This is a genomic window from Mycetocola miduiensis, assembly GCF_900115155.1.
In the GTDB taxonomy this organism is placed as follows: Bacteria; Actinomycetota; Actinomycetes; order Actinomycetales; family Microbacteriaceae; genus Mycetocola_A; species Mycetocola_A miduiensis.
In genome coordinates, this window is sequence record NZ_FOVM01000001.1 from 644,994 (window position 1) to 664,001 (window position 19,008).

At 64.7% G+C, this 19,008-nt stretch carries 15 protein-coding genes and 2 tRNA genes; 4 read left to right on the forward strand and 13 right to left on the reverse strand.

Annotated features, from left to right (window positions below):
• Positions 1-41 precede the first annotated feature (41 nt).
• Genes BM197_RS03200 through BM197_RS03210 form a run of 3 tightly spaced genes read right to left on the reverse strand, consistent with a single transcriptional unit; the run spans position 42 to position 3,181 of the window.
• Positions 42-1,331 carry a dihydroorotase gene (locus BM197_RS03200; protein WP_090708712.1) on the reverse strand — a complete coding sequence of 430 codons (1,290 nt, stop codon included), beginning with the start codon at positions 1,329-1,331 and terminating at the stop codon, positions 42-44.
• A gap of 36 nt (positions 1,332-1,367) precedes the next feature.
• Positions 1,368-2,645: a Zn-dependent hydrolase gene (locus tag BM197_RS03205; protein ID WP_090708714.1), complete on the reverse strand. Its 1,278-nt coding sequence runs from the start codon at positions 2,643-2,645 to the stop codon at positions 1,368-1,370.
• Positions 2,642-3,181 carry a hypothetical protein gene (locus BM197_RS03210; protein ID WP_090708715.1) on the reverse strand — a complete coding sequence of 180 codons (540 nt, stop codon included), beginning with the start codon at positions 3,179-3,181 and terminating at the stop codon, positions 2,642-2,644. The genes BM197_RS03205 and BM197_RS03210 overlap by 4 nt, the downstream gene beginning before the upstream one ends.
• A gap of 305 nt (positions 3,182-3,486) precedes the next feature.
• Between BM197_RS03210 and BM197_RS03215 the strand changes: the two genes are divergently transcribed.
• Positions 3,487-5,004, forward strand: a complete 1,518-nt coding sequence (locus BM197_RS03215) for an aspartate ammonia-lyase (RefSeq protein WP_090708717.1) — start codon at positions 3,487-3,489, stop codon at positions 5,002-5,004.
• A 918-nt stretch (positions 5,005-5,922) separates the two neighbouring features.
• On the opposite strand, the gene BM197_RS03220 is transcribed toward BM197_RS03215, so the two are convergent.
• Genes BM197_RS03220 through BM197_RS03250 form a run of 7 tightly spaced genes read right to left on the reverse strand, consistent with a single transcriptional unit; the run spans position 5,923 to position 12,944 of the window.
• Complete coding sequence (locus BM197_RS03220; protein WP_090708719.1) at positions 5,923-6,822, reverse strand: carbohydrate kinase family protein; 900 nt, start codon at positions 6,820-6,822, stop codon at positions 5,923-5,925.
• Complete coding sequence (locus BM197_RS03225) at positions 6,819-8,189, reverse strand: hypothetical protein (RefSeq protein WP_245762350.1); 1,371 nt, start codon at positions 8,187-8,189, stop codon at positions 6,819-6,821. The genes BM197_RS03220 and BM197_RS03225 overlap by 4 nt, the downstream gene beginning before the upstream one ends.
• Before the next feature lie 43 nt (positions 8,190-8,232).
• Positions 8,233-9,240 carry a LacI family DNA-binding transcriptional regulator gene (locus BM197_RS03230; RefSeq protein WP_090708720.1) on the reverse strand — a complete coding sequence of 336 codons (1,008 nt, stop codon included), beginning with the start codon at positions 9,238-9,240 and terminating at the stop codon, positions 8,233-8,235.
• Positions 9,241-9,251: 11 nt separating this feature from the next.
• Positions 9,252-10,154: a sugar phosphate isomerase/epimerase family protein gene (locus BM197_RS03235; protein ID WP_090708722.1), complete on the reverse strand. Its 903-nt coding sequence runs from the start codon at positions 10,152-10,154 to the stop codon at positions 9,252-9,254.
• Positions 10,151-10,951: an ATP-binding cassette domain-containing protein gene (locus BM197_RS03240; protein ID WP_090708723.1), complete on the reverse strand. Its 801-nt coding sequence runs from the start codon at positions 10,949-10,951 to the stop codon at positions 10,151-10,153. Before BM197_RS03240 ends, BM197_RS03235 begins: the two co-directional genes overlap by 4 nt.
• On the reverse strand, positions 10,948-11,985 hold the full coding sequence (locus BM197_RS03245) for an ABC transporter permease (RefSeq protein ID WP_090708973.1): 1,038 nt from the start codon (positions 11,983-11,985) through the stop codon (positions 10,948-10,950). Before BM197_RS03245 ends, BM197_RS03240 begins: the two co-directional genes overlap by 4 nt.
• Before the next feature lie 8 nt (positions 11,986-11,993).
• A complete protein-coding gene (locus BM197_RS03250) occupies positions 11,994-12,944 on the reverse strand; it encodes a substrate-binding domain-containing protein (protein ID WP_218151800.1) in 951 nt (316 codons plus the stop codon).
• A gap of 291 nt (positions 12,945-13,235) precedes the next feature.
• On the opposite strand from BM197_RS03250, the gene BM197_RS03255 reads away from it, so the two are divergent.
• Positions 13,236-13,424, forward strand: a complete 189-nt coding sequence (locus BM197_RS03255; protein ID WP_090708727.1) for a hypothetical protein — start codon at positions 13,236-13,238, stop codon at positions 13,422-13,424.
• 394 nt (positions 13,425-13,818) lie between these two features.
• On the opposite strand, the gene BM197_RS03265 is transcribed toward BM197_RS03255, so the two are convergent.
• Positions 13,819-14,043 (reverse strand): hypothetical protein, encoded by a 225-nt coding sequence (locus BM197_RS03265; protein WP_143094970.1) that lies wholly within the window; start codon positions 14,041-14,043, stop codon positions 13,819-13,821.
• A 454-nt stretch (positions 14,044-14,497) separates the two neighbouring features.
• Here BM197_RS03265 and BM197_RS03270 point away from each other — a divergent pair, with 454 nt between their 5' ends.
• Together BM197_RS03270 and dnaE are read left to right on the forward strand one after the other, a co-directional pair.
• Positions 14,498-14,785, forward strand: a complete 288-nt coding sequence (locus BM197_RS03270) for a hypothetical protein (RefSeq protein ID WP_090708732.1) — start codon at positions 14,498-14,500, stop codon at positions 14,783-14,785.
• A complete protein-coding gene (gene dnaE, locus BM197_RS03275; protein WP_090708733.1) occupies positions 14,782-18,117 on the forward strand; it encodes a DNA polymerase III subunit alpha in 3,336 nt (1,111 codons plus the stop codon). The genes BM197_RS03270 and dnaE overlap by 4 nt, the downstream gene beginning before the upstream one ends.
• A gap of 635 nt (positions 18,118-18,752) precedes the next feature.
• Here the strand turns inward: dnaE and BM197_RS03280 are convergent.
• Positions 18,753-18,825 (reverse strand) — tRNA-Ala (locus tag BM197_RS03280).
• A gap of 35 nt (positions 18,826-18,860) precedes the next feature.
• Positions 18,861-18,934, reverse strand: a tRNA-Ile gene (locus BM197_RS03285).
• Positions 18,935-19,008 lie beyond the last annotated feature (74 nt).

Below are 19,008 nucleotides of genomic sequence, written 5' to 3' on the forward strand. Positions count from 1 at the left end.
TTCTACGTAATGGTTCGTATCGAAAATGATCTACGGACAGGTCACGGACCTCCTCCGGTGGAGGAGTGGGTAACCCGGCCCTCCAGAACCGTCATCAGCACTCGGTGTGTGAATTCGAACCCATCGAACGGAGTGTTTCGCGATTTGCTGAGCAAATCGGACGACTGCAGCACCCAAGGCCTTCCACCCTGCACAACACAGAACGTGGCCGCCGACCCGACTGCAATTTCCGGCTGCTGCCAGTCGGCGATGCCGCCGATTCGGGCGGGTGCGGTCGACATGACTCTCATCACTCCGTGCCAGTCGACCAAACCATCAACGGCGAACACGTCGGCCACGATGGGCAATGCCGTCTCAATGCCCGTCATGCCGAATGCGGCTGACGACCAAGGAAGATTCTTCTTCTCGGCGGGGTGGGGAGCATGATCGGTCGCCACCACGTCGATCGTCCCGTCGAGGAGCGCCGACCTCAACGCCTCGATGTCGTCTCTCGAACGCAAGGGCGGGTTCACCTTCAGCGCGGCGCCTCGGCGCACAGCATCCTGGTCGCTCAGCGAGAGGTGATGTGGAGTCACCTCGGCGCTGACCGGCGCACCAAGAGACTTGGCCCAGCGGATGAGATCAACGGTACGCCTGGTCGACACGTGGCAAACGTGCAGCCTGCCGCCGGTGGCCCTCGCGATGGCGATATCCCGGGCAACGATCGCCTCTTCTCCCACGCCCGGCCACCCGCGGCAACCTGCTTCTTCGGCCACCTCAGCGTTGATGATTCCATCGCGCACGATCGATGCGCTCTGCGCGTGCTGCGCGAAGACGCCGCCGTGCTCGGCCAGCAGTGACAGGAGTTCGTAGACGAGGCCATCATCGGTGAGACAGTGCCCGTCGTCGGAGAAAACCGTGACGCCGGCCTTGCGCAGCGACACCACGTCGACGAGCTCTTCACCGGCCAGCCGAAGCGTCGCCGCTGCGATGGGGTGCACCCTGGTGCTAACCTCGCGTGCCCTGACCCTCAGCTCCTCGATGAGGTCGACGCTGTCGGTAACCGGACTCGTGTTCGCCATCGGGAACACATCCGTATAGCCGCCCGCCGCCGCCGCGCGAGTTCCACTGGCCACTGTCTCAGCGTCCTCTCCCCCAGGCTCCCGCAGGTGCGTATGCAGGTCGACGAACCCGGGCAAGGCCACCAACATTGCATCCTGTGTCGCATCGCCAGGTGCTATTTGCACGATCCTGCCCTGCTCGACGTGAAGGTCGACGAGGGGTCCATCGCCCAGGATCCGCACCCCTTCGACGACGAACGATCCCTCCGTACCGGTCGGGGGCATGTTCATTGCTGGCTCTCTTTCATTCATCATTCGCCGCCACAATCAGGCCAGGTCGAGGGCGTAGAGTGCCCTGAGCAGCACCTGTGTGCCCAGGGCGAGCTCCTGGTAAGACGTCCACTCGTCGGGAACATGGCTGAGTCCCCCTTGGCTCGGCACGAAGATCATTCCAGCCGAGGTGACCTTGCTGATCTGCTGGGTGTCGTGGCTCGCACCGCTCGGCATGATGCGGTACGGCACACCGTGTGCCCTGGCCTGGGCTGCAATGAGGTCGACCAGGCGCGTTGGGAGGATGGCCGGCGAGGTATCTCCGATGATCTGGATGTCAATGTCGACGTCTCGTTCCTTGGCGATGACCTGAAACCGCGAGAGCAAGTCGCGTGCCGTGGTGCGCTGGCGGTCACCGTCGATGTCGCGTACATCGACGCTGAATATGACGCGACCCGGGATCGTCGTGATCGAGCTTGGCTCCACGTCTAGTTTGCCCACCGTGATGCGGGTTCCTCTGTGCTGCGAATTCTGGGCGATCTGCTCACACAAAAGCACACATTCGGCGGCCGCCACGAGTGCGTCCCTCCGCAGGTGCATGGGAGTCGCTCCGGTATGGGACGCTGTGCCCACAAGTTCGACCATCACCCTGCTGCTGCCGGAGATGACGTCGACAATGCCAATCGGCGTTCGCGAAGTCTCGAGAACGTTGCCCTGCTCGACATGGAGCTCGATGAACCCGTGCCAATCTTCGGAGGCCCAGGCCGCTGTGTCGATGCGATCGGGGCGCAAGCCGACCGAAGCCATGGCCTCGGCCATGGTGATCCCCCCGTTGTCGTATAAACCGGCGATCCCCGCGGACGTGGCAACTCCTGATGCAGCGCGGCTTCCATTGCACGCCTGTCCGAAACGTGCACCCTCCTCGGCCGCAAAGGCCACAAACCGCCACGGGCGCCGGTGAGGCAGCCCGGATTCTACAACGGACCGCGCCACTTCCACCGCGGCGGCAACACCAGCGATCCCGTCGAACCGCCCGCCCGACGGTACGGAGTCGAGATGTGACCCGGTTCCGACCGCGTCGGATGAACCTTCCGCGACGCCCGGTAGCTCGGCGATCGAGTTGCCCGCAGCGTCCACCGTCACGGTGAGGCCAAGCTCGCACATCCGGTTCCGGAACACGTCGTGGGCCCTACGCTCGAGCGGACTGTAGGCAAGCCTCGTCACCCCAGGGCCGGCCTCAGTGATCTCCGCAATGCGCTCTATGAATTGTTCCAGTCGATTTGCGTCAATGAGCGCGACCGCTCCCTCAACCCCGATAGATGGCTTCGAGGTCATGCCGCGTCTCCACCCTCATGGGCGGCGGCGACCATTCCGGCATCAGAGAACTCGGCCGCAATGCGGCTGTCTGCAGCGAGCATCGTCGCATCGGCCGGGCGTGAGATCAGGGCTCGCCACACGACCACGACGACATCGTGCCCCGCGAGTGATTCGAGCAGATCGGGTGCGTCCAGGTGAACGCTCACCACGGCCACTCGCTCGCCCGCGTGGAGCGTTCCCGTTTGCAGGAATTCCGCTTCTGTTGCGGCACGCGGGTTAGCAACACAAAACGGTATGCCGGTCTCGAGCGCAACCGCTGTGCCCAAGATCTGGGCGGCATCCCCGAAGGCGATGATGCGATCGGCTGTCGCGGGAATGCTCGCGCCCATAAGGGTGGCGACTCGTCGAAGGATGGCAGGACGTGTTACCCAGCCATCGCTCCGGTGGGCCGCAGCCTGCAGGGGCAGGGCGGCCGCGATGTCGTTGGCGAGCTCCTGTTTCCAGAATTCGGGGTTCTGGACGAAGGCACCGGAAGCGAGTGCTCCTGGGCTCAAGGCAGCATCGATAGCAGTCGCCGACCTTCTAACCACGGCGTTCACCGGGGAACGAGAAGTGGTCTTCGATATTCCATTCTACGCAAACAATGTCCATTCTACGGATTATAGTCATATTGATGCTGGATAAGTACAGCAACCTGATTCGAGCGTGTGTGCCCGCCCCAGGCGAGTCCGGCACACGGGCAGGTGCGGTGTGACGCTCGTCACAGGTCAAGAAGTTGCCCGCGTTGTTTGATCACTTCAAAGTCGAGGCGTCCGATAGGCCAAATGGCCACAACGCCTCCCTTCAATAAGGAGCCAGAATGCCAATCACCGCCTCGAAAAACGTGGCAGCACCACAGGTATCTACCGGGCCCATTCCCGAGCCGGGGACGCACGCTGCGGCCGCCGTAGGTTTCCGTATTGAACGGGATTCACTGGGCGCGCTCGAGGTACCAGCGGATGCATACTGGGGCGTACACACGAAGCGTGCGATAGACAATTTCCCTATTGCCAAGCGGCCCATCTCGGTCTACCCGGACTTGATCGTTGCCCTCGCCTCGGTGAAGCAGGCCTGCGCCAGGGCTAACAAAGAGATTGGCACACTGTCCGCGCAGAAGGCCGACTGGATCGACGGCGCATGCCAAGACATCATCGATGGCAAGTTCCACGACGAGTTCGTGGTCGGCGTGATCCAGGGTGGCGCTGGCACGTCGACGAATATGAACGCCAACGAGGTGATCTGCAACGTCGCGCTCGAGCGCGCCGGCTACGCGAAAGGGCGCTACGACATCCTCAGCCCGATCGACGACGTCAACCGCAGCCAGTCGACGAACGACACGTACCCGACCGCGATCAAGATTGCGCTCACACTTTCGCTTCAGCACCTGTTGCGCGAACTCAAGGCACTGCAGGGTGCGTTCAGGGCGAAGTCCGTCGAGTTTGGCCAGGTGCTGAAGGTGGGGCGCACCCAGCTGCAGGATGCCGTTCCGATGACTCTGGGCCAGGAGTTCCATGGGTTCGCGACAACCCTCGCCGAAGACTACGACCGCCTCACCGAGGCCGTTCAGCTTCTGGCAGAGGTCAATCTGGGCGCCACCGCGATCGGCACAGGCATCACGGCCAGCCCTCGGTACGCCGCGACCGCCATCCGTTGGATCAATGAAATCACCGGTCTCAAGCTCGAGACCGCGCCCGACCTGATCGAATCGACGAGTGACGCCGGTGGGTTCATGTCGTTCAGCGCGAACCTTAAACGCAGCGCCATCAAACTATCGAAGATCTGCAATGACCTGCGCCTGCTCTCTTCCGGCCCGCAAGCCGGTTTCGGCGAGATCAACCTGCCACCCAAACAGGCCGGATCGAGCATCATGCCCGGCAAGGTCAATCCGGTGATACCAGAAGTCGTCAACCAGGTCGCGTTTGCCGTCGCCGGGTCGGACGTCACGGTCACCATGGCGGCCGAAGGCGGACAGCTGCAGCTCAACGCATTCGAGCCGGTCATCGCGCATTCTCTGCTGCAGAGCCTCGCGTGGATGACCCAGGCGATGTGGACGCTTCGAGTCAATTGCATCGAAGGCATCACCGCCAACGAGGACCACCTTGAAGCCATGGTCGGCTCAAGCGTCGGCGTCATCACCGCGCTAATCCCGCACATCGGCTATTCGGCGGCCGCAGCGCTGGCAAAGACAGCGCTACTCACGGGCCGCAACGTGGCGGATCTCGTCGTCGAATCCCAGCTCATGAGTCGCGAGGACGTCATGCGTGAGCTAGAGCCGGCACGTCTCTCGGGAATGGAGGCCGGCTTGGCGACCGCACCGTCGGTTCCTATCATCGAATAGCGGACGCTGTCGTGCCGTTGGGGCAAGTTTGCTGTTTCACGGACGCTCAGCGGGAACCCGCTATGGGAACCTCCGTTGGGCAATTGAATTCGCTACGTTCCGGCGCCAGCCCGCCCGTGACCTTCGGTGGTTCTGTTCGATTCAAGAATCGCGCTCTTGCGTGTTCCCCAGCGGATGAAAAGCGCGAAAGCCAGGACTATCCCAGCTACGGCGAGGACCTGAATGACGACCCAGAAGTTCCACCAGAACAAAGAATCGAACTCCATATCAATCACCCCTCGAGTGGCAGACAACTAGCTGTCCTAGTGGGACCGTATCCCACGGTGGTCTTCCCGGCAACAGGCCGTCGACTGAGAGGCCGCGAGGGATCGAGAAGGGACGCCTAATGGTACGTCCTGTGGGACATAAGCGAAGGGCCATGAGGCAGCACTAATCTGATGGATGGATCGGCCGGCGAGAGGAACTCTGTGACACGACCACCGCGAACCATAGTTCTCCGTCCGCTCCCTGCTACTCGGATCGCAAATATGATCCCAGCGGCCGGGAGCATCTTTATGGCGGCGCTCCTTGTTCGAGACGTGGATCTTCCTGGTGGGAACGACACTATGGTGCTTATCCCCGTCATCGCAGTCAGTGTTTTCCTTGCTGTTCGAGCATGGCGATACTCGATCTTGCTGACGCCGGATCGGATTGTCGTGAGAGGTTTCTTGCGGGATAGGACAGTCGAACACAGCCTGGTTACTGAGGTCACCGACTCCGCTTGTATTCCCACACCAATGCCGAACGCCCCGAGCAATATGCCCACGACCGTGTTCGAGGAACACACGCTCTGCTGCTCTAGTAAAACCCCACCGTATCCACGCGGTTGATCAATGGCCCGCCGTCGAGGAACCGCGTGGCGTTACGAGCAGGGTGCGCTCACCATGACGGCACCTCTCCGAGGCGGGGCGGGTCGGCGCCCTCTCTTGCGACGGTGACGCCCGCGCATGCGAGTGCGCCGCCGACGGCGTCGGCCATCGTCTCCTCGTCGATCCGGAGACCTTCCCGGCCGGCCGTTGCGAGGAGCCGCCAGATCAGCGCGGCCATGAACGAGTCGCCCGCCCCGATCGTGTCGCGTACGTCAACGCGTGCCGCCGGCGCAGCGAGCTCGCCGCCCTCGAACACGGCGTGCGCCCCGTCCGCGCCGCGCGTCAGCACGGTCAGGCGCGCGCCGCCGGCCCGCCATGCCCGCAGGGTCTCCCGGGGGTCGCGATCCGGATACAGCAGCTCGGCATCCTCGTCGCTTGCCTTCACGACGTCGCTCCGGGAGATGTACCACTCGATAGCGGCGCGACGATCCCGGGGGTCGCCGATCAAATCGGGCCGGATGTTGGGGTCGAACGAGCGGACGACTCCCGCTCCCGCGTCGTCGAACGCGGTCCGCACGCTGCTCGCGCCCGGTTCGAGCAACGCCGCGATCGATCCGGCGTGGATCCAGCGGACGTCCTGGGCGGCCTCGCCGACCGGGGCTAGGGACGCGTCGAGGTCGAACTCGTACTCGGCCGCGCCGTTCGGGTCGATCTCCGCCCGCGCCGTGCTCGTCGGAGCGTCGACCACCGACACCGCGGTGATCTCCACGCCGCTCCCGCGCAAGTGGTCCAGAATCGCTCGCCCGTGTTCGTCGCTTCCGATCCGTGTGTGCAGCGCGACGGGGACGCCGAGGCGCGCCACGCCGACCGCGACGTTGAGCGGGCTCCCGCCGGGGCGGTGGGACGGATCCGCCCCGGCGGTGCGGACGATGTCGACGAGGGACTCGCCGACGACGAGCACGTCGGTCATCGATCGGTGCGGGCTTCGAGCCGTACCGGGTTCTCGAGCGAGGCGGCCACCGTCCGCCACGAGTCGGCGAAACGGCCGTACGCGGCGCGGATGGTCACGTCCGTCGGCAGCTCCGGGCACTCGTTCTCGCCGTTCGTGCCCCAGTTGCTCCAGCCCGACTCACGGCGCTGGACGATCTGGAACCGGCCGACCGGCTTCGACGTCCACCACGTCATGGCGTACCCGGTGCCCGCGTTGATCGCCGCGGTCTTGTTGGAGGGCCCGACGAAGACCGTGGCCTCCTCCGTCGTTGGCACCTCGACGCCCAGGGGCTCGTCCGTCGTCTTCCACTCCCGCGCGGGGGAGTCCGCGGCACGGTGGGCCTCGGCGCGCACCTCGGACAGGTGCTCCCGGATCTCGTCGTGCGTGAGGAACGACTCCCACGCGCTGAACAGCCGCCAGTACCAGTCCCAGTTGGCGGATTCGATGTCGCCGCCGATCGCCTGGTGGTACGCGTGCAGTGACGGGGAGGACTCCTCCGAGATCCCGCTCGTGATTTGGTGGACGCGGTCCGCGAGAATTCCCGCGTAAGGGTCGCCCTCGCGATAGGTCGTGCCCGCCCAGGAGGCGAAGTGGTCAAAGAGCACGTCGCCGGGCCCTGCCTCGAACTCGTCACCGACCGTGAACTTGTTCACGGCGGCGCGGCCGTCCACCTCCGTCGCGAAGTCCGAGATGTCGTAGTGCCGCTCGAACCACGCGGACCCGGCCGTGAACTGCCAGTCGATCGTGAACCACTTGCCGCGCAGCTCTGGCAGGAGCCCGTCGGGGATGCGGCCGGTCAGCCGGTACTTGTGCAGGAGCGGGCCGCGCTCCAGGACCTCGACGTCCGCGATGACGTGCTCGGGCGGGTTGATGAGCCCGTTCTCCGGCGTGAAGAACGGAGCGTAGAAGCCGCCGATGCAGTTGTCCCCGCCCGGGATGAGGTCGACGCCCTGCTCCTTGGCGAGCAGGTGCCGGATGCCCCACTTGGAACTTGTCGTACCCTTGCCCGTGCCCCGGCACAGCTCGATCTCAAAGGGGCCGGTGTTAAGCCGCACGACGGCGTCCTGCTCGAGGGCCGGCACCTCGGTGATTGTGGCGCCGTTCGTCTCGGGTGCCCCTTCGACCACCGTGAGGACGAAAGGCCCCGTGCCATCCGGGATGTCGAGGATCGTGACCAGCCCGCCGGAGGCGAGTCGCTGCGCCGGCGCGAGCGGACCGTCCCCGAGGCGCACGGAGATGACGGAGTCCGTATCAACCGCGTCGAGGAACACCGGCTCGCTTCTGCGCGGCATGCCGGTCGGGTTCGCGAGTCGGTACTCCGCGAGCACAGTTTGGTCGTCGTTCATGGGTTTTCGCCTCTCGATCAGGAATGGGATGGGATGGGATGGCTCAGGTGATGTGGAGATCGTCGGGGCAGCCGCAGCTGCCGCGACGGATCAGGGCGACGGGCAGGACGACGCACTGGGGCGGCACGTCCGAGTCCACCATCGCCATGAGGAGGCCGACCGCCTCCTGCGCGATCCGCTCGAAGGGCTGGCCGATCGTGGAGAGTCCGGGAGCTGTGAAGGCGGCTTCCGGGATGCCGTCGAACGAGACGACGGCGAGGTCCTCGGGAACGCGCAGTCCCGAGTCCGCCGCGGCGCGGAGCACGCCGATTGCGAGCTCGTCCGCGACCGTGAACACTGCGGACGGGCGGTCGTCCGTCGCGAGGATCTCGCGACCGGCCGCGTACCCCGCGCTCCGGGCGAAACGGACGGAGCTCGTCTGGCGGACAATGACGTCGTCGCGTCCGACTACCGCCTCGAGCGCGCCCTTCATGCGCTCGTCGGACTGGGCCGACGGGCCGACCACGACCGTCACGTTCCGGTGGCCGTGCTCGAGGAGGTGGGCCACGGCCTCGCGTCCGCCGGCGCGATTGTCCACCTCGATCGCGCTGTGCTGGTTGCCCACCGGCGAGCGGTCCACGAACACGGAGGGCAGTCCCGACCGGTCGAGGAGGTCAATGATGTCGGGCGACCGGCTGGAGCTGACGATTAGGATGCCGTCCACCCGTCCGTTGAGGAACGTGCTGAGGTAGGCGAGCTCCCGGGCGGGATCCTCCGCGGAGTTGCCGAGCAGCAGCGTCATTCCCTGCGCGTAGGCCGCCTCCTCGATGGCGCGCGCCAGCTCCGCGAAGTACGGGTTACTGCTGTCGGGCACCACGATCCCGAGGACCGCCGTGCGCTGCAGCTTCAGCGCGCGGGCGAGACCGTTCGGGCGGTACCCGAGCTCGCGCACCGCAGCCTCCACCTTCGCCCGCGACTCCGCGGAGACGACTCGTGGCCCCCCGTTCATGACGTAGCTCACGACGGCGGTACTCACCCCGGCGAGACGCGCGACGTCATTTCGATTGACCATGTAATCCCTCCCTACTGGAACCGGACGGCGGACGCGCCCTCGATCTGCGTCTGCATGTAGGTCCGGGCGTGGCGGGCGAGGTCGTCCGAGTCGCGCCAGAGATTCCGCCAGATCGCGAGCGTGTTCGACAGCACGGGATCCACGACGGTCGAGGAGAAGGACTCGAACGTGATCGGCCCAGTGTAGCCCGAACTCGACAGGGCCGCGAAGAAGCTGCGGAAGTCGATCGTGCCCGACCCGAGGTAGCCGCGATGGCTCTCCCCCACGTGCACGTAGCCCAGGCGGTCGCCGCACACAGCGATCGGGGAGGCCATGTCCGGCTCCTCGATGTTCATGTGGTACGTGTCGAGGTGGACATAGACGTTGTCGCGGTCCACGGAGCCAAGGTAGTCCATAGCCTGGCGCGCGGTGTTCAGAAGGTTCGACTCGTAGCGGTTGACGACCTCAAGACCGAGCCGGACGCCGGAGGCAGCGCCCGTGTCCGCAAGTCGCTGAATGCTCTCCACGCTGTTTGCGTAGGAGCGCCGGGACGCGGGCCCTGGGTGCTTGCTCATGCTCCCGTAGATGACTCCGCACAGGTAGTCGCCGCCGAGGTCCCGGACTACCGCGGCGGCGCGGTGCAGCAGGTCCTCGCCGCGCCGCCGGATCTCCTCGTCTTCGCTGGAGATGTCCGTCGCGGGCGAGAGCCCGAGCGAGGCAACCATCGAGAGCCCGTGCCGGTCCAGGGATCTCCTCGTCGCGTCGACGTCGATCGCATAAGGATCGAGCAGCGCCAGCTCGATGAGGTCGTAGCCGGCCTCGGCCGTGCGCCGGATCGCGTCGTCGGCCGTCTCCGGCGTCCATTCGCCGGTCCACACGAGGGCATGGATGCCGTAGCGATGAGAGGTCGAAGCGACGAGGGAGTCAGAGGTCATGGACGATCTTCTTTCGATAGGGCGCCTACGTGGGCGGGCGCTGAGGTGGCGCCGGTCATGATCGCGACCGCCTCTGCTGGCGTGTGCGACTCGGGCGAGATCGTGGCGATCCTCCGCCCGAGGCGCTGGATGTGGATCCGGTCGGCGACCTGGAACACGTTGGGCATGTTATGGCTGATGAGGATGACGCCCAGTCCTGCCTCGCGCAGACCTGTCACGACATCGAGCACCTGCGCGGTCTCGCGCACGCCGAGCGCAGCCGTCGGCTCATCGAGCACGACGATGCGGCTGCCGAACGCGACGGCGCGTGCGATCGCTACCGCCTGACGCTGGCCGCCGGACAGCGTCTCTACGACCTGGGTGATGTCCTGGAGGGTGCGGATGCCGAGCTTGGACACGTTCTCGGCCGCCAGCTGGCGCATCCGCTTGTGGTCGAGCATCCGGAGGACGCCGCCGAGTGGCCCTCGGCGGCGGATCTCGCGGCCGAGGAACATGTTGGAGGCGATGTCGAGGTCGGGCGCGAGCGAGAGCGTCTGGTAGACGGTCTCGATGCCGGCGGCGTGCGCGTCCTGTGGGCGGCGGAAATGGACTTCACTCCCTGCGACCTCGAGGTTCCCGACATCAGGGATCTCTGCTCCCGTCAGACATTTTATGAGAGTCGACTTCCCGGCGCCGTTGTCGCCGATCACGGCCAGGATCTCCCCCGCGTTCAGATCCAAGTCCACACCGTCGAGGGCGACGACCGCACCGTACGTCTTAACAATTCCCCGCGCACGCAGGATCGGCTCGGCGGTCATCCCTTCACCCCCGCCCGGCGGATCCACTGGTCGAGGGCGACCGCGAAGAGGATCAGGATGCCGATCGCGAGAGTCTGGTACAGCACGTCCACGCGAGCGAGCGAGAGGCCGTTGCGGAAGACCGCGACGGTGATCGCCCCGAGGAAAGTGCCGAGCAGCGCGCCGCGGCCGCCGAAGAGGCTCGTGCCGCCGATGACGACCGCTGTGATGGAGTCGAGATTGACGTCGACGGCCGCGCTGGTCGTCGCGGCGTTGTTGCGGCCGATGAGGATCCACGCGGACAGGGTCACGAGGACGCCCGCGACCGCATACACGCTCATCAGCACGCGCCGCGTGTTGATGCCGGACAGCCGGGCGGCGAGGGGGTCGCTGCCGACGGCGTACACGTGACGGCCCCACCCGGTCTGATGCAGCACGAAGCCCATCCCGACATACATCAGCAGCATGAGGATTACGCCGACCGTGAAATTGAACGGCCCGACGCTGAACGCCACCGCCGTCCAGAGGAGGAATCCGCCGAGCTTCTCGCCCTGAATCGCGACGCCGTTGCTCATGAGGAGCGCGAGAGCCAGGAAGATGCTCAGCGTGCCGAGCGTCGTGATGAACGGTGGCAGCCGGAGCACCGAGACCAGCACGCCGTTCAGGAGGCCGGCGAGGAGCCCGACCAGGATTCCGATTGCGAAGGCGATGGGCCCTGGCAGGCCGGTTAGGCCCACCAGGGATCCCATCACCATCGAGACGAGGATCATCAGCGCACCGACCGAGAGGTCGATGCCGCCCGTCAGGATCACCAGCGTCTGGGCGACCGCAAGCGACCCGACGACCGCAACCTGCTGGAGGATCAGAGAGATGTTCCCCGGGCTGAGGAAGCGCTCATTCGCCAGCTGGAATACGAGCATCGCAATGACTAGCGCGATCATCGGGCTGATCTCGGGATGCAGGTGCAGGATGCGATGCACCCTCTGGAGCGGGGTTAGCGGGCGGGTCTTGAACGCCTCGGCCGCGGACAGTTCGGTGTTTATCGTGGTCGCCATCATCAACCTCAGGAGGTGCAGGCGTTCATCGCTTCGGCGCCGGTGACACTCTCCAGGCCGGCGACCGGCTGGTCGGTGACGAGCTCGACACCGGTGTCTATGAAGCCGTCGGCGTTGTCCGTCGTGGGCTTGGTGCCGGAGCGGACGTACTCGACTGCCGCCTTGACGCCCTCGGCGCCCATCTTGCCCGGGAACTGCTGCGAACCGGCGCCGAACTTACCGTCGATGATCGTGTTGATGTCCTCGCATGCGCCGTTGATCGACGTCAGGAGGGCGTCGACGTTCGCCGCCTTCAGCGCCTGATAGGCGCCTAGGCCCGGGGCCGTGTTCGAGGTGTAGACGACGTTGATGTTCGGGTTGAGCGAGAGACACTTCTCCATCGCCGTGCGGCCGCCGTCCTGCGCGCCATCGCTGTACTCGTGGCACGCAATCTCGTACTCGCCACCGGAGTAGGTGCCGGTCTTCGCCTCGTCGCCGATCTTTTCGGGGTCACCGAGGGCGATGCCCATGCCGTCAAGGAAGCCCTGGTCGCGCTGGTAGTCGACCGAGACGACCTTGTCCGCGAACAGGTCAAGCATCGCGATGACCGCCTTCTCGCCCTCAAGCGAGGCCGCGGCCCACTTTCCGATGGCTTGGCCGGCGGCGAAGTTGTCGGTGGCGTAGGTCGCGGTCGCGAGGTTCGCGGGGCTGAATGGGGTGTCCAGGGCGAGCACGAGGACACCGGCATCCTGCGCCTTCTTGATCGCGTCATTGACCGCGGGGCCGTTGTTCGCGATGAGGATCGCGGCGTCGCCGCGAGCGGTGGCGTTCTCGATGGCCTGGATTTGGCCGTCGCTGTCGGTCTGATCCTTACCCGCCGCGACCGTGATCTCGACGTTCTGGCTCTCGGCCTCTTTCTTCGCGCCGTCGACCATGGCGACCCAGAACGGGTCACTGGGGTCCTTCGTGATGATAGTCACGTGGATCGTTTCCTCGCTTACCGAGGACCCGGACTGAGCCGAGCACCCGGAGAGCAGTAGGCCCAATCCGGCGAAGGCCGCCGCGGCCACCAGGGGCCCACGGCGTGACAGGTTTCGATGCATCCCAACTCCTTTGGTGAGTGACGCCAAGCTGGCGTGTCGTTCGAGTATCTACAGCAGTAGCTACAGCAGTAGAGTGGCATCACCAGGAGGGATCTGTCAAGCGCAGGGCATCCCTGGAGTCTGAGCCTGTCGACCGCGGGCGCAGCAGGCAGTACACCGCCGCCCACCATGGACGGCACCGACATCAACTCGTCCGACGCGACGGTCTACGACACCACCCACGGCGACGGCATCTACCTCCAATTCTCCGGCCCGAACGCGCACATCGAGTTCGCCAGCCAGCAGGATGCGCTCGGAGTCGCTCATGCACCGCAGGCGCGCGAGCGCGTCCCAGGGTTCTCGAGTCGCACCGAGTGAGGGGTCGCACGGGCAAAGAAAAACCCGGCGCAGTGTGACACTGCGCCGGATTTTAGCCAAGTCTGCCCTTTCGCTCTCCCTAGTAAGGGACCGAAAGAGGCCGCTGATCAGGCTTTTGTGTTGCGGGGTAGGATCAACCTACGACCTCAACGTCGCCGTGTCGAATCACCATATGGCGCGCTTCCACGAGCTGCGGTCTGACACCGACATTTGCACAGCGCCGATCCGGTTGAAAGCGATCCAGTAAGGATCCACATCAGCAGCGCTCGGGTTCCCCGACCGTACAGGAGTCATCGCCATGCTGGAAGCGATTCACGGAGAGCGGTGTCATGCAGAACAGGGACCCTGATCGGTGCCGGTCCACGACCGGACACGTTCGCTCAGCTATTGAGCCTTAGCCGAAGACACCACCGAGCGACAAAGCGACGAGAACGACGCCGACTATCAGCATCCCGGTCGACCAGATACGAAGTCGGGTCGGAGACGCGCGCTTTGCCCTTTCCTTCTCCGACACGACATTTTCGACGTCGTAACGGACGGGCGCTAAGCGGCGAGCAAAAATGATGAAGGCGGCACCGCCAGCGACGAGCAGAATGCCCGCTATAAGCATTACAGGCATTAAGTTCATGCCGCTTGGTTCCCATTCTTCCCGGCGCCGGCATAGCTTTCCGGTGGCTTCTTGCCTCGTTCAATCCTTAAGACTCGTCGCGGGCGCGGTCGGCTAGCTCTCCGCCCACACACGATTTTCGCGGCTTCTTGGGGGCGAAGCCGACCGCACAATGCGGGTCCAGTCGCATCCCCGGGGAACCGCTCAGACGACCCGAAAGCCGGAGCTCAAACGAACACTTCCAGCCATAGCGCGGCTGCGAGGATCCACCGAGACTGGGGAAAGTCCCGTATGCCCCGCCCGTTGAAGAATCGCGCTCAGGCACCTCGGATGCGACAACCATTCGGCGCCCCGAAGGACCGCTTCCGGCGTTGGACCCTGGACAGGTGTATCGAGTCTGTCGCCGGTCGGGAGTACACTTTCAACAATCGAACACATATACGAATGTTCGAAGGAAGAAGTACTCATGCCGACGATCATCGACAAGCCGGTCACGGTGGACTTCAGCGCGGGCGGTGACCCGGCGGCGTTCTTCCTCGACCGGTTCGAGCACACTATCATCGGGCAACCGCAGGCAATCTTCACTCGCACCAGGTGGTGGGAGCAGGGTTCAGCTCCGAAACGAATCGACACGGAACTGTGGCGGGTTGACGCCGTCAAGGCCGGCTTGGCAGCCGGAGGCGAGGAACAGCACAGGTACGACCTTCGGCGAGACGCCGACGGCACCTGGGTGCTCGCCCTCGACTGGGGATGAGCTTCCCGCATCTGCACGTCCACTCCGCGTACTCGATGCACTACGGCGTCACCATGCCGGAGGAACTCGCTGAACAGACTGCAGCGCAAGGGTCCGACTTCCTCGCCGTCACTGACCGTGACGGCCTTTACGGAGCCATCAAACACATCCGTGCGTGCATCGCCGCCGGCATCCGCCCGGGCCTCGGCGCCGACCTCGCCATCCACGATGACGAGCACCGGCCGCTCGGCCGAGTTGTCGTCCTCGCGCACGGCCACACCAACGGCCGGGGGTACGCCGCGCTCTGCCGGTTGGTGTCCGCCGCCCACCAGAACGGGTCCAAGAAGCCATCCGTGTCTCGGGAACGACTCGCGTTCCTCGCCGGAATGAACTCGCTCACCGTGCTCCTCGGACCCACATCCGACGTCGGCCAGGCCATTGAACGCCGCGACGGAACAGAGGCTCGGCAGCGCCTCACGGCTTGGACCCGGGCGATGCCCGCCGGTTCAGTGACGTTGGAGGTCATCTGCCACCTCGCGGAACCAGGAAACCCAGGATCGGTAACCCCGGCGACTCGGATGCTATCGCTCGCCGAAAACGCCCTGCTACCCGCTGTCCTCACGAACGCGGTCCGGTACGGCACCCCCGATGAGGCGCTGACCGCCGATATCGCTGACGCTGCCAGGATGCTTACTCCGCTGGCAGAGCTGGAGGATCTGCAAACCAACGGACAGGCGTGGCTGAAATCAGGCCAGGCGATGCGCCAAGTCGCACGGATGGTCGTCGACGCGGGCCCCCGCGAACCGGGTGCGGTCGACCAGCTGATCCGGGACACCGAGCAGCTCGCCGAGAAGTGCGCCCTCGACGGTGCCACCGACATCGGGTTGGGGAGACCGCGGATGCCGGAAGCATCCGTCATCGGGGTCACAGGTGACCCACTCACCGAGCTGTGGGCCCGTGGCCGCAACGGTGTCGACGAACGATACGCCGGCAGCACGCTGCTTCCTGACGCGCATCGCGCGCTCGAGCATGAGATGAGAACCGTTGAGCAGCTCGGGATGGCCGGGTACTTCCTCACAGTCGCGCACGCGTGCGACCTCATCCGGAATCAAGGCATCCGGATCCAGGCGCGCGGGTCCGGGGTCGGCAGCGTACTCAACTACGTCCTGCACACCTCCTCGGTTGAACCGATCAGCAACGGCCTGATCTGGGAACGATTCCTCTCCCCCGAACGAGTCAACCTGCCCGACATCGACATCGACGTCGAGTCCGCCAAACGGCACGACATCTACCGGATGCTTTTCAAGGAATTCGGGTCGGAACGAGTGACGCTCCTGTCGATGACGAATGCGTACCGCGGCCGCGGCGCAGTCCGGGATGCCGGGCTCGCTCTCGGGATGGACGACGCCGACATCAAAGAGATCGCCGGGCAGATGTGGCGGTTCAACGCCCGCCAGTTCCGCCAAGCGCTCAAACAGAACCCGGAACTCGCCGGACTCGCCACGGCAGTGCAGGAAGATCAGCAACTGGACATGCTCGTCGACCTGACGCAGCGACTCGACCGGCTGCCGCGACACATCGCCGTGCACCCCTGCGGCGTGATCCTCTCCGACCGGTCCCTGCTGGACCGCACCGCGGTCCAGGCATCCGGGATGGGGTTGCCCATGTCGATGTACGACAAGCACGACATGGATCCGCTCGGCTTGATCAAGCTCGACGTGCTCGGGGTGCGGATGCAATCCGCGATGGCACACGCCGTCGCCGAACACCGCCGGCTCACCGGTGAAACGATCGACCTGAACAGAGTGCCTCTCGACGACGAACCCACATTCGAGCTCCTCCGCTCCACCCGCACCCTCGGAGTGTTCCAACTCGAATCCCCCGGCCAGATGGAACTCGTCGGAAAACTTCAACCGGAGGTGTTCAACGACCTCACCGTCGAAATCTCGTTGTTCCGCCCCGGCCCGATGCAGAACAACATGCCGCTCCAGTTCCTCCAAGCCCGCCACGGCGAAGTCGCCCCCGACTACATCCACGAGAGGTTCAAGCCGTTCCTCCAAGAAACGATGGGCGTCATCGTCTTCCACGAGCAGGTCATGCGGATGTTCGACGAGCTCACCGGGTGTGGTCTTGGCAAAGCGGACGTGCTCCGCCGACGCCTCGAAAAACCCGACGAGCTCCCCGCGATCGAGTCCTACGTCCGCGAGCACGCCAACCTCCGCGGATTCTCCGACGCCGTCGTCAACCGGGCGTGGACGGTCCTCGCCGGGTTCGGAGCGTTCGGATTCGCGAAGGCACACGGCGCGGCCTTCGCCCTCCCCACCTACCAGTCCGCGTGGCTGAAAACACACCACCCCACGGTGTTCTTCGCCGGTCTACTCACCCACGACCCCGGCATGTGGCCGAAAGACCTCATCCTCGCCGAAGCTCGGAGCCTCGGTATCCCCATCCTCGGATTCGACGTGCAGACATCAGGTCTTGAGTACCGGGTTGAGGAGACGGCCGACGGGATCCAGGGAATCCGGATGGCGCTGGTCGAGCTGAACGGCAGCAGCGAAGCCGAACGCGCACGGATCGCGAAGCACCAACCATTCGACTCGCTCCAGGACTTCCGCGACCGGGTCCGCCCGAAACGCCGGACCTTCGAAGCGCTCGCCCGCGTCGGCGCACTCGACAGCTTCATCGGCTACGACCGGGACCGCCGACACGAACTCCTCGCCCACATCCAGTCACTCCAAGGATCCGCCCTACACATCGGCGACGACCAGCTCGCCCTCAACATCGAACTGCCCCCGCTCGGCTACGAAGGAAACCGATTCAAAGCAGTCACCTCGCTCGAGCTCCGCGGCCGCACCCAAACCGACCTCGAACTTCGCGACCTCAATGTCGCCGTATCGAACCACCAGATGTCGCGCTTCCACGACCTGTTCCGCGAACTCGGAGTGACCCCGGCGGCGAAGCTCATCGACCTGCCCGGCGGCACCGACGTGCTCATCGCCGGCGTCCGACGAGCAACGAACACACCACCGACCCGGAACGGCATCGGCCGGGTCGTGTTCCTCTCCCTTGACGACGGGTCCGGACCGGTCGCAAACGCGGTCGTCTTCGGCGATGCTCAGCAGAGGATCGGCGGAAAAGTGTTCCGCACCAGCTACATGCTGATCCGTGGGAAGACTCGACGATCCGGCGCGCGCGGAGTATCCGTCCCCGTGGACGACATGTGGGATCTCTTCGACGTGCAACGCAAGGTCAAGGCGAGACTGAAGGCAGAACAGCGAGACGCAGATGCCCACGCTTCAGCGGGTGTCCACCACGTCGAACCTGTGGCGGGTTGGCACCTTCGCGCAGTGTGAGGTGAAGTCGGCGAACCGGCTTTAAGACGCATCGGGACATCCCCGGCGCAATGAGAACAACGCACGGGGACTCGCAGCGGGGTAGCCGCCAGAGCACAGGCTGCGCCCGATGAATTTGCCCCGCGTCGAGCCAAGCGTCGCGGCACTAAGGTAATCACACGGCTGTAGTTATACACACTGTTAATAAGGGTGTTAATAACATTCCACACTGTTAATAAGGCTGTTAACAACTTTCGACCGGGGGATTTTCACTTGCTCGGCACGTGGACAGATCCGGGCCGCGCGCTAGTGACGCTCCATTGTCGTGCCGCGTGCAAAGGCCTTAAAGAGTGTCTCGTGAAGCGGCCCCCGGTCGTGTCCTGCCGGCTCCACGAGCGGTGACCGCTCAGGGGCGCACCCCGGGCGCACCGGTAGGAATTATCCTCGACGATCCGCACGATCCCGGGCACACAAGGCGCAACGAACCAAACACGTATTACTACCGTGTGCTACCAATCAACTACTGGAAAAGGCGAGATGGCAGGAGCGTCCTAAGCAAATCAAAAAGGCCACTTCCCGTGGGAAATAGCCTTGGACCGGGGATTCTGTTGAGGACCGGGTCTAATCGCGCGGACGTTGATGCGGAAAGTGGAATGTGGAGCCTAGGGGAATCGAACCCCTGACCTCCTGCTTGCAAAGCAGGCGCTCTACCAATTGAGCTAAGGCCCCGTTACGGGAGAATTTTATGAAAAACGTCTCCCGAGTGGGGATACCAGGACTTGAACCTGGGACCTCTTCGTTATCAGCGAAGCGCTCTAACCGCCTGAGCTATATCCCCGTTTGGGCAGCTTTGAGACTACCTGAATTTCGCCATATGTTCTAATCGAGGGGGCCTGGGGCCCCCTCGACCAG

Coding starts and splice junctions, on each gene's coding strand:
- BM197_RS03205 (WP_090708714.1), bottom strand. CDS start 2,645: ATGACCTCGAAGCCATCTATCGGGGTTGAGGGAGCGGTCGCGCTCATT.
- BM197_RS03220 (WP_090708719.1), bottom strand. CDS start 6,822: ATGACCGACGTGCTCGTCGTCGGCGAGTCCCTCGTCGACATCGTCCGC.
- BM197_RS03270 (WP_090708732.1), top strand. CDS start 14,498: ATGCCGACGATCATCGACAAGCCGGTCACGGTGGACTTCAGCGCGGGC.
- BM197_RS03200 (WP_090708712.1), bottom strand. CDS start 1,331: ATGAACATGCCCCCGACCGGTACGGAGGGATCGTTCGTCGTCGAAGGG.
- BM197_RS03265 (WP_143094970.1), bottom strand. CDS start 14,043: ATGCCTGTAATGCTTATAGCGGGCATTCTGCTCGTCGCTGGCGGTGCC.
- BM197_RS03235 (WP_090708722.1), bottom strand. CDS start 10,154: ATGACCTCTGACTCCCTCGTCGCTTCGACCTCTCATCGCTACGGCATC.
- BM197_RS03230 (WP_090708720.1), bottom strand. CDS start 9,240: ATGGTCAATCGAAATGACGTCGCGCGTCTCGCCGGGGTGAGTACCGCC.
- BM197_RS03225 (WP_245762350.1), bottom strand. CDS start 8,189: ATGAACGACGACCAAACTGTGCTCGCGGAGTACCGACTCGCGAACCCG.
- BM197_RS03255 (WP_090708727.1), top strand. CDS start 13,236: ATGGACGGCACCGACATCAACTCGTCCGACGCGACGGTCTACGACACC.
- BM197_RS03215 (WP_090708717.1), top strand. CDS start 3,487: ATGCCAATCACCGCCTCGAAAAACGTGGCAGCACCACAGGTATCTACC.
- BM197_RS03240 (WP_090708723.1), bottom strand. CDS start 10,951: ATGACCGCCGAGCCGATCCTGCGTGCGCGGGGAATTGTTAAGACGTAC.
- dnaE (WP_090708733.1), top strand. CDS start 14,782: ATGAGCTTCCCGCATCTGCACGTCCACTCCGCGTACTCGATGCACTAC.
- BM197_RS03245 (WP_090708973.1), bottom strand. CDS start 11,985: ATGGCGACCACGATAAACACCGAACTGTCCGCGGCCGAGGCGTTCAAG.